Annotated in this window: 8 protein-coding genes; 2 read left to right on the forward strand and 6 right to left on the reverse strand. The window is 37.9% G+C overall.

Going from position 1 to position 8,488, the window contains the following annotated elements; genetic code table 11:
• A partial coding sequence (locus tag H541_RS0109910; protein WP_022797147.1) for a metal-sulfur cluster assembly factor occupies nt 1-349 on the reverse strand: 349 nt, incomplete at its 3' end.
• A gap of 256 nt (nt 350-605) precedes the next feature.
• Here H541_RS0109910 and H541_RS0109915 point away from each other — a divergent pair.
• The gene (locus tag H541_RS0109915) at nt 606-1,421 is read left to right on the forward strand and encodes a Cof-type HAD-IIB family hydrolase (RefSeq protein WP_022797148.1); all 816 of its coding nucleotides are present in this window, start codon (nt 606-608) and stop codon (nt 1,419-1,421) included.
• A 206-nt stretch (nt 1,422-1,627) separates the two neighbouring features.
• On the opposite strand, the gene H541_RS0109920 is transcribed toward H541_RS0109915, so the two are convergent.
• The 3 genes from H541_RS0109920 to H541_RS0109930 form a co-directional block, all read right to left on the reverse strand.
• Nucleotides 1,628-2,062, reverse strand: coding sequence for a hypothetical protein (locus tag H541_RS0109920; RefSeq protein ID WP_022797149.1), 435 nt, complete (start codon nt 2,060-2,062; stop codon nt 1,628-1,630).
• A gap of 480 nt (nt 2,063-2,542) precedes the next feature.
• Nucleotides 2,543-5,092, reverse strand: a complete 2,550-nt coding sequence (locus H541_RS0109925) for a YhgE/Pip domain-containing protein (RefSeq protein ID WP_022797150.1) — start codon at nt 5,090-5,092, stop codon at nt 2,543-2,545.
• A gap of 1 nt (nt 5,093) precedes the next feature.
• Nucleotides 5,094-5,612, reverse strand: a complete 519-nt coding sequence (locus H541_RS0109930; protein WP_022797151.1) for an Rrf2 family transcriptional regulator — start codon at nt 5,610-5,612, stop codon at nt 5,094-5,096.
• A 263-nt stretch (nt 5,613-5,875) separates the two neighbouring features.
• Between H541_RS0109930 and H541_RS12330 the strand changes: the two genes are divergently transcribed.
• Nucleotides 5,876-7,261: an MATE family efflux transporter gene (locus H541_RS12330; RefSeq protein WP_022797152.1), complete on the forward strand. Its 1,386-nt coding sequence runs from the start codon at nt 5,876-5,878 to the stop codon at nt 7,259-7,261.
• A 186-nt stretch (nt 7,262-7,447) separates the two neighbouring features.
• On the opposite strand, the gene H541_RS0109940 is transcribed toward H541_RS12330, so the two are convergent.
• Together H541_RS0109940 and H541_RS13665 are read right to left on the reverse strand one after the other, a co-directional pair.
• Entirely contained in the window at nt 7,448-7,972 is a 525-nt protein-coding gene (locus H541_RS0109940) for an alpha/beta hydrolase fold domain-containing protein (protein ID WP_022797153.1), read from the reverse strand.
• Nucleotides 7,973-8,005: 33 nt separating this feature from the next.
• Nucleotides 8,006-8,239, reverse strand: a complete 234-nt coding sequence (locus tag H541_RS13665) for a hypothetical protein (RefSeq protein ID WP_022797154.1) — start codon at nt 8,237-8,239, stop codon at nt 8,006-8,008.
• Nucleotides 8,240-8,488: the final 249 nt, after the last annotated feature.

An 8,488-nucleotide genomic window follows, 5' to 3' on the forward strand; every position in this document is an offset into this window, starting at 1 on the left:
CATAACGACTCATACGATCTGGCGACCAAGCCGGATACCACACAAGTTTCACATCAGAACTTTTGACCTCTGGCACTTTTTTAAGCGCCCGATGGATTTCATCTGTAATAATATCTGCGAGAGGACAACCCATTGTCGTTAAGGTCATACTCACTAGACAGTGACCATCGTCATCTAAATCAACCCCATAAACCAAACCAAGGTTAACAATGTCTACCCCTAATTCAGGATCAATCACCGATTCTAATGCAGCTAATAGCCGCGATTTAAGTTCTTCCAATTGCACGTCGTCTTGCTTCTCCTCATTAGTTTGTGAAGGGTTCAATGACGATTCTTTATCTTGAGTCATTCTTAAAAACTCCTTTATAGCACTATTTGCCGACATGTGATACACTATTAGTAACGCGGTTTACAGTTTTTTTCACGAACATCTTTTCACTATTACACTTAAACTGTGTAATCTTTTATCTTACCAAACAGCTAATTTATCTTGTGAATAAATTTATCTAGTCTCCAAAACACCTAACGAATTTTGTAAACGACTTGATGTACCTTTCCTACATTCTAACAGAAACTGACAATATTTTAAAAACATAGGAGAATTTATGACGAACAAATTAATAGCATTAGATTTAGACGGCACAACATTGAATGATCAATCTCAAATCGATCCATTGACCATCAAAGTGTTGCGTCAATTAGATAGACTCGGTCACCGCATCATCATTGTAACAGGCCGACCTTACAGAAACTCAAAACATTTATACGACCAAGTTGGTTTAAAAAATCCAATGGTCAATTTTAACGGTGCCCTATGCCATGATCCCAATAATTTAAATTGGGATGGCACTTACCACGTTGGCATCAGCAAATCCATTGCTCTTGATGTCGCAACTCACAGAGAAGCTTTAAATAGCTATCTAATCATTGCTGAAGCAAAATACAATATCTTTGCGACATCCCAAAAACTACCTACAAACGAGTTTTTCCCAGAACCTAGCATCACACCACTACTTTTGAACTCAACGAGTCTCCTTGAAGACCCAACTGCTTTAACGATTTTCACAAGTGAAGAAGATCAAGAGAGCACTAGCACAGAGATCATCAAACAATACGGTGAAACAGTAGATGTTAGAACTTGGGGTGGCAAAATGCCTTGCTTGGAAGTTGTTTCTTCTGGGGTTAACAAAGGCCGTGCTCTAAAACATTTAGCCGACTACTACAAAATTGATATGAAAGATACCATGGCATTCGGAGATGAATTCAACGACACAGAAATGCTTCACGAAGCAGGACGTGGCGTAGCTATGGCTAATGGCCAATCAGCAGTGAAAGCTATTGCTGATGATATTACCAATGAGACAAACGATCAAAATGGATTAGCAAATTATCTCATGGAATACTTTAGCCTGAGCATTTAAAGATGACGATTCAAGCCTTGTGACAATCTAGTTTTAACGATCTAGTTTTAACAATTTAGTTTGGAATATTTTTAGTATTTAAAGGTTAAAAAAGGACTTGCCGAGGCAAGTCCTTTTTCGTCTGGATTACAAATACATTTATTTCAATCTCCACACTATAATCATACCACGATTCTTATTGAGTTCTCTGATATTTCAAAACTCAACTAATTCAAACTCGCCAAAAAATCGATCAATGCTTCCTGTGCTTTTTTGGCAATATTCGTACCATACACTAAAATTTCATATAAATCTTGGACATTAGTCGTCGTCCGCCCTAGTGTCTTCATGAATATCTCTCCATCGTTTCCTAGAATGAGAGTGTAATAACCAGTATCCACTATATTCAATTCATTTAGCTTTTCTAAAACAGCTTCTTTTTGCTCATAACTCTTTAAACATGCCAATTCATTGAACATGATTTGGTAGTCACATACATCTGGTTTATTCTCAAGAACGACACCAAATCCCAGTGGTGAACGTCCTGCTATATCAAACGTCCCATCATAAGCAATATTCCCATCACTCAATGTCCTTGGTTTCAGTGGCACTGTCTTATCTTTTAATACCTTCTCAAATGCAGCTGTAATATTAGTAGACAAACTATCCCTCTTCCCTAACTTATTCTAACTATATCTCATTGTAGCATATTATAACAAAGGTTGTTCAATAAGCGGGTAGCTTCGAGCCGTAAGGAACTTAATCTGAAAATAAGCTGTTAAATTTTCAAGATAAAGTGACTTATGGATGAAGAAGTTGCTTATTGAACACCGTTTAAAGGGTTGTTCATGGAGTGGTCAGCTTCGAGATATAAGATGAGCTTGCTGAGAATTTTTAATTCTCAAGTGAGATCAACTTATATACGAAGAAGCTACTCCAGGAACACTGACAAAGAGGTTGTTCAATAAGCGGGGAGCTTCGAGCCGTAAGGAACTTTATCTGAAAAAGATTTTTATTCGTATAAACTACTATTCTTGAAAACTGTATGCTCCTATAAAAAAATAATGGCATCCAAAGTAGGATGTCATTATTTTATCCATTTAAGCAATCTATCAGTCAGTCCGCCTTATACCAATTTCACATCACCATAAGGTATATTTAGCTTTGTCAAAATCATAGTGGTCATCTAATAGTTTTTGGTTGTCATTTAATTGCGAATAATTAGCTGATCCACGTTTAAACAAAATTGTCATTGCAAGGTATAGAAGCGATATTAACACAACAATACCAATTATTAAGAACATCATAGCTTGTACCCATGTCCCATTTCCTAATCCATTTGAAATCGATTGACGCAAGCCATTGATTGTATATGTCATTGGCATAAATGGATGCAGTACATTGTAGAAATGACCTGTGATTTCCATCGGGAATACACCACCAGAAGCTCCTAGTTGAAGAACTAGTAAGATGATGGAAATAAACCGTCCAGGGTTATCAAAGCTCATCGCTAAGACCATCGTCATATACATGAAGAACCAGGCAGTCGCAAGCAAAGTCAGATAGTATTGAACTGGATTAACAACTGTTAGACCTATTAATTGCATCACTCCACCAATAATCATTGCCATCGCAGTAGCTGTTATTGCTGCCACAACAAATTTACTAAAGAACCATTTTGTTGCTGTCGCATTTTTACGATCAGCAATTTTACGGATTGGATAAGCAAAATTGAATAGAATCGAACCTACGAATAAGGAAACACTCATGAAATAAGGTGCTAAAGCATGTCCATAGTTTGGCACGTTACTATATTGACTCTTGATTGTTTCATCAGGATTTGCCACCATCGATGCATTCTTATCTGTTAGCTTCATACTGGTAACATCTTCTGCACCGCTCGTTAAGCTAGTTGCTAAGTCTGTCGTCCCGTCTGCTAATGTTTTTGACCCTGTATCTAATTGACGGACACCAGAGGCTAAAGCTGGTACTTGTTCTCCTAATTGGTTCAACCCATTATTTAGTTGTGTAGCGCCACTTGTTAATTGATTACTAGAGTTATTTAATTGATTTGTCCCACTTGCAAGTGTTTGTGAGCCGTTTTCAAGTTGTGAAACACCACTTACTAATTGTGGTGCACTTTGCGCAAGTTGATTCGTACCTGCTACTAATTGATTGGCGCCCGGTACTAATTTCGTATTAAGCGCTTCTTTTACTGCGCCCATACCAGTCAGTACTGTTTCCAATTGTTTTAGCTCAGCGATATTTCCAGACATGCTAGCAACTTGGCTCTTAAGACCCTTCAGGGTGTTGATTTGATCTTGCGAAATATCAGGAATTTTAGTTCCAGCCATGGCTTTTAAAGTGCCTCCAGCATTTTCTAAATGTCCTTTGACGTCGCTGCCAATGGTGTCATTATTAGCTGCTACTTCTTGAGCAATAGCATTGGCAACTGCATCAGGATCAATGTCAGCACTAATCCCGTTGACTTGATCCGTCAAGTTCTTAGCTTGATCAGCATCTATGCCACTGTTATTGATGATATTTAAGACTTGTTGCTTATACTCTGCATTGGCTTCAGCATTGGCTTTCACAGCCGCTGTTGCACCAGCGTTAGCAGCAATGGAGGTTGTCGTTTGGATAGCATCAGGCATAGCATCTCCAGCAGCTTTTATGTCAGTACCTACTGATTCCAAGCCCGTTTTTAAGGCGGCAACTTCTCCTGTTATATTTCCTAATTGATCTAATTGGCTGTCAGGAATGCTATTGACAACACTGGCCATTTGCTCAAGTCCTGATGCACTTTGATCAAGTCTATTAGCTAATCCAGCATAATCTTCTGCAGGGATGTTATTGTTCATCTCTGCTAGCCCATCACGCAATTGGGTCGTTCCGGCATTCAGATTTTGAGCACTACTGCCTAACACGCTGACTTTATCAGCTAATTGAGTCAATCCACCGTTTAATTGTTGTGCACCAGCATTGACACCGCTAACACCAGTCGTATATTGTGAGACGCCTTCTGAGAGTTGACCTGAACCAGATGTTAATTGATTGACACCATTGGCTAGTGTTGGTATTTTCCCATCGAGTTCAGTCAATCCTGAATTCAACTTCTTTGAACCATCATCCAATTGAGAAGCACCGTCAGCAGCTTGCTCCATCCCACTACCAATTTTTTGAATCGAAGCAAAAATAGCAGTTGTATAGGCTTTAGTAACACTTTCTCCGACTTCTGCCTTTAATTGTTTGACCGCACTATCACCAATGATCTCACTGATAAAGTTTGCTCCTGGATTAGTTTCATACGTCAGATCCATTTTTTCAGGATCAGCATCCAGTACTGTAGCCGCATTTTTAGAAAAGTCTTCAGGTATCGTGACTACCATATAATAGTCGTGCTTCTTCAGCCCATCTTTTGCGGTTTGACCATCAACAAATTGCCAATTTAGTTTATCGTTATTCTCTAAATTGTCTATAACCTCTTTACCAACGTTCAACTCTTGGTCATTGAAAGAGACAGATTGATCATTATTAACGACAGCAACTGGCAATTGACTTGTATTGCCATATGGGTCCCATACAGATTTTAAGAAGACACCAGCATACAAAATAGGAACGATGCTGATAGCAAGCAAAGTTGCCACCAACATCTTATTATGCCAGATTTTTAAAAATTCTTTCTTGATCATTTCAACGTCCACTCCTTAAAATTTTACTCAACAATAATTCACGAGATGATGACACCTGATTCCAATCTATCTCATGATAGTCTTCATTGCCTAAGACTCTAGTGATGATATCTTCTATAGAGATTTTTCTGAGATAATTGCACCACTGCTCATCAGCTTCGTTAAAGATTTCCTTCAACGTTTCATCAGCTTCTTTGACGGTTTGCTTATTTCCATCATTGAACACTCGGTCTAATAATTTTTCATTTCTAAACATTTGGACGGGCCCTTCAACGGCCTCCACAACATCTAAACAACTGATATCTTTTGCATCTTTAGCTAAACAAAAACCCCCGTTTTGACCCGATACAGAAGCTACTAGACCCGCTTTGACAAGCTTTCTGATAATCTTCTGTCCATAAGTTAATGATGTCCTTAGCCGTGTGTGTATGGTACTAGAAGCAATCGGAACGCCCTTGACTTGAGTAGCTAATATTGCCATGGCTCCAACACTCTGTTCAAAACTTTTCGTTAATTTCATGATCTCACCTCTCAATTAGAGATATTTAGTATCCATTATGGATATTTTTTATCTATAATCAGTAGTCTACTCTTTTCTCAAAAAAATACAAGACATTTGGTCTTATTTTTAAAAATTCAACAGATATTTTCTGTTTATAAAAATCCACTTACTTTTACGTTATAAAGTCTCTTTCTTATTGAAATAAAACACTTTTATTTCCCATTTTTCAATTCAATTGTTCTATAATAGGTTGGTCAACTTAAAAGAATGGAGTGTCAGTAGTGAGGTTTAAACATTCCCAGATCCCAGATCCAAGTTGGGACGGTAAACTATTTTCAAAAGAACAATTAAAACGTCTAGTCATCCCTTTGATGGTCGAACAAACACTGGCAATGACAGTCGGTTTATTTGATACATTGATTGTTTCTTCCGTTGGAGAAACAGCTGTATCTGCTGTGTCTTTGGTCGACAGTATTAATTTTTTATTGATTACCTTGTTTGCTGCTTTAGGTGCTGGTGGAGCAATTGTCGTTGGACAATATATTGGGGCGCAAAAACATGAAGAGGCTCGTCATGCAGCAAAACAGTTGTTATTAATCGTTACGCTATTATCGATCGGTATGATGATCCTTTTCTTAACATTTAATCATGCTATTCTTCGTTTCATTTTCGGTAATATTGATTCAGCAATTATGGAAAATGCCCAAGTTTATTTCTTTACAACTTCTCTGTCCTTACCATTTTTAGCCGTTTTCAATGTTTGTGCTGCCTTATTCCGAATCATGGGCAATTCTGCTGTGCCTATGGTGAATGCTATTGTCATCAATATTGTTAACATAGCAGCGAACATCCTCTTTATTTTTGGATTTGATATGGGTGTTTTAGGTTCAGCCTCAGCGACATCAATTGCTCGTATCGTTGGTGCCGTCATTATTCTAATCATGCTCAGAAACCCAAAAATGATTGTTTATATCCGGTCATACAATTTCAAAGAATTTGATGGTGTGATGATCAAACGCATCTTAAAACTTGGGATTCCAAATGGGTTAGAGAGTAGTATCTTTCAAATCGGTAAGATTATCATGTCTAGCTTGGTCGCTACTTTTACAACGTCAGCTATTGCTGCCCATGCGGTTGGAAATAGCTTAACTAGTGTTGGGATTGTTCCGGCCCAAGCGATGAGTTTGGCCATTACAACTGTGGTTTCTCAATGTGTTGGTGCAAGAGATTATGAGCAAGCTGAGTTTTATACGCGCTATCTAATCAAAAAAGCTTATATTTATCTTTGGATTTTAAATATTTTGATGTTGCTTATACTAAACCCGGCCTTATCACTCTACGGACTATCACCAGAAGGATTCAGTATTGCTTATGAAATAATGGTAATCCACGGAGTTGGTGCAATGATTATGTGGCCACTCTCGTTTAGCTTGCCAAATACGTTTAGGGCATCTGGGGATGTCGTTTCTCCAATGATTTTTTCCATATTCTCGATGTTAGTCGTTCGGATTGGTTTCAGTTTCATCTTAGTCTATGTCTTTAATATGGGAGTCGTTAGTGTCTGGTGGGCTATGATGGCTGATTGGGCTGTAAGAAGCATCTTCTTTACACACCACTATAAGCACAAAAAATGGCAACGTTATGCACCAGCTAGTGACTATAATTAGAGTTTTTTTCAATTCTAACACTTATCGAGCAGCTAAAGAACAATCATAGAGCAACCATAAAACAGCTATAGAGCAAAAAAAAGCAGGTATCGTATGTTTTTAAACAAACAGCGATACTTGCTTTTTCTCATTGCTTTTTTCATTATTAAGAAATTCCCTATACAGTGCCAAACACTGAAACTCACTCTAAAATAAAGAAGCTGTGAACTCTTTAGTCATATCATAACATTTCTGCGCCAATGGATCGGTAAAGTGAAATTGATACTTGTGAGTTACCTCTTTGTCGCTATCGTTAAAAAATAAGGAGGTCACAGGCACATTCAATTCCTTAAGTCGATCAACCAAGGTCAGACCTTGTTCTTGAAAAGAGTAACTATTGCCATCTGTGACGAAAGTCGGCGGAAATTTGTCTGTGATATAATCAACCACTGACGCTTGCTTGATTGCCTGACTGTCCTGCCAGTTCTTTTGACCAGTCAAAGACCAACCAACTGTATTAACAAAGAATTTAGTGAAGCGATCATCACTTTTTTGACCCAAAACTTCTTTTAAATCATAGAGGCCACAGTATAGAACTGCACCCTTGATTTGCTCAGGATCGAGAATCTGTCCGAGATTAAATTCTGAAAGATAGGTAGATTTTGTTTGCGTGGCCACGAACTGTGCAGCAATTTGAGCCCCTGCTGAGTTACCACCGTGTAAGCAAAACAAAACAGGATGTTTTTCGTTCTTTTCACCTTTTGGCTAGAATATATCTACGGTATTCTCACTGTAATCAGAAGGATAGCTAACATCTCTATCCACTGAAACTTTTGAGATAGTCCTGCCATATCTTTCCTTATCAGTAACAACATCCCCCGAAAATGCCCTCTGTATAATCAAAACCCCTGGTAAAGGTGAGACTTGAAAAGCGATATAGACAATCGCTACAATAGCAACTAATACTCCAACGACCCATAAGATAACTTTTTTTACCATGTCTTCTACCCCAAACGATACTTATTTAATAACAATAGCACTCAAATTTCTAAATCCAACCAAGCACTTAATCATTTTATTATGACATATTGCACTCACTTGTTCTATCAGAATTTATAGATAAAGTCCATATAATTGTGTAAAAGATAAAGAGCCATGTAAACGCCCTTTTTACGGTACAATGTTTTTAACGACAAAAACATACCTAGGAGGACTTTACATGACCCAAGTACATTTTACACTGAATAG

Origin of the sequence: Bavariicoccus seileri WCC 4188, assembly GCF_000421665.1 — a bacterium.
In the GTDB taxonomy this organism is placed as follows: Bacteria; Bacillota; Bacilli; order Lactobacillales; family Aerococcaceae; genus Bavariicoccus; species Bavariicoccus seileri.

Bases quoted from the DNA above. Each gene is read 5' to 3' on its own strand.
- H541_RS0109930 (WP_022797151.1), bottom strand. From the start codon at position 5,612: ATGAAATTAACGAAAAGTTTTGAACAGAGTGTTGGAGCCATGGCAATA.
- H541_RS13665 (WP_022797154.1), bottom strand. From the start codon at position 8,239: ATGGTAAAAAAAGTTATCTTATGGGTCGTTGGAGTATTAGTTGCTATT.
- H541_RS0109915 (WP_022797148.1), top strand. From the start codon at position 606: ATGACGAACAAATTAATAGCATTAGATTTAGACGGCACAACATTGAAT.
- H541_RS0109925 (WP_022797150.1), bottom strand. From the start codon at position 5,092: ATGATCAAGAAAGAATTTTTAAAAATCTGGCATAATAAGATGTTGGTG.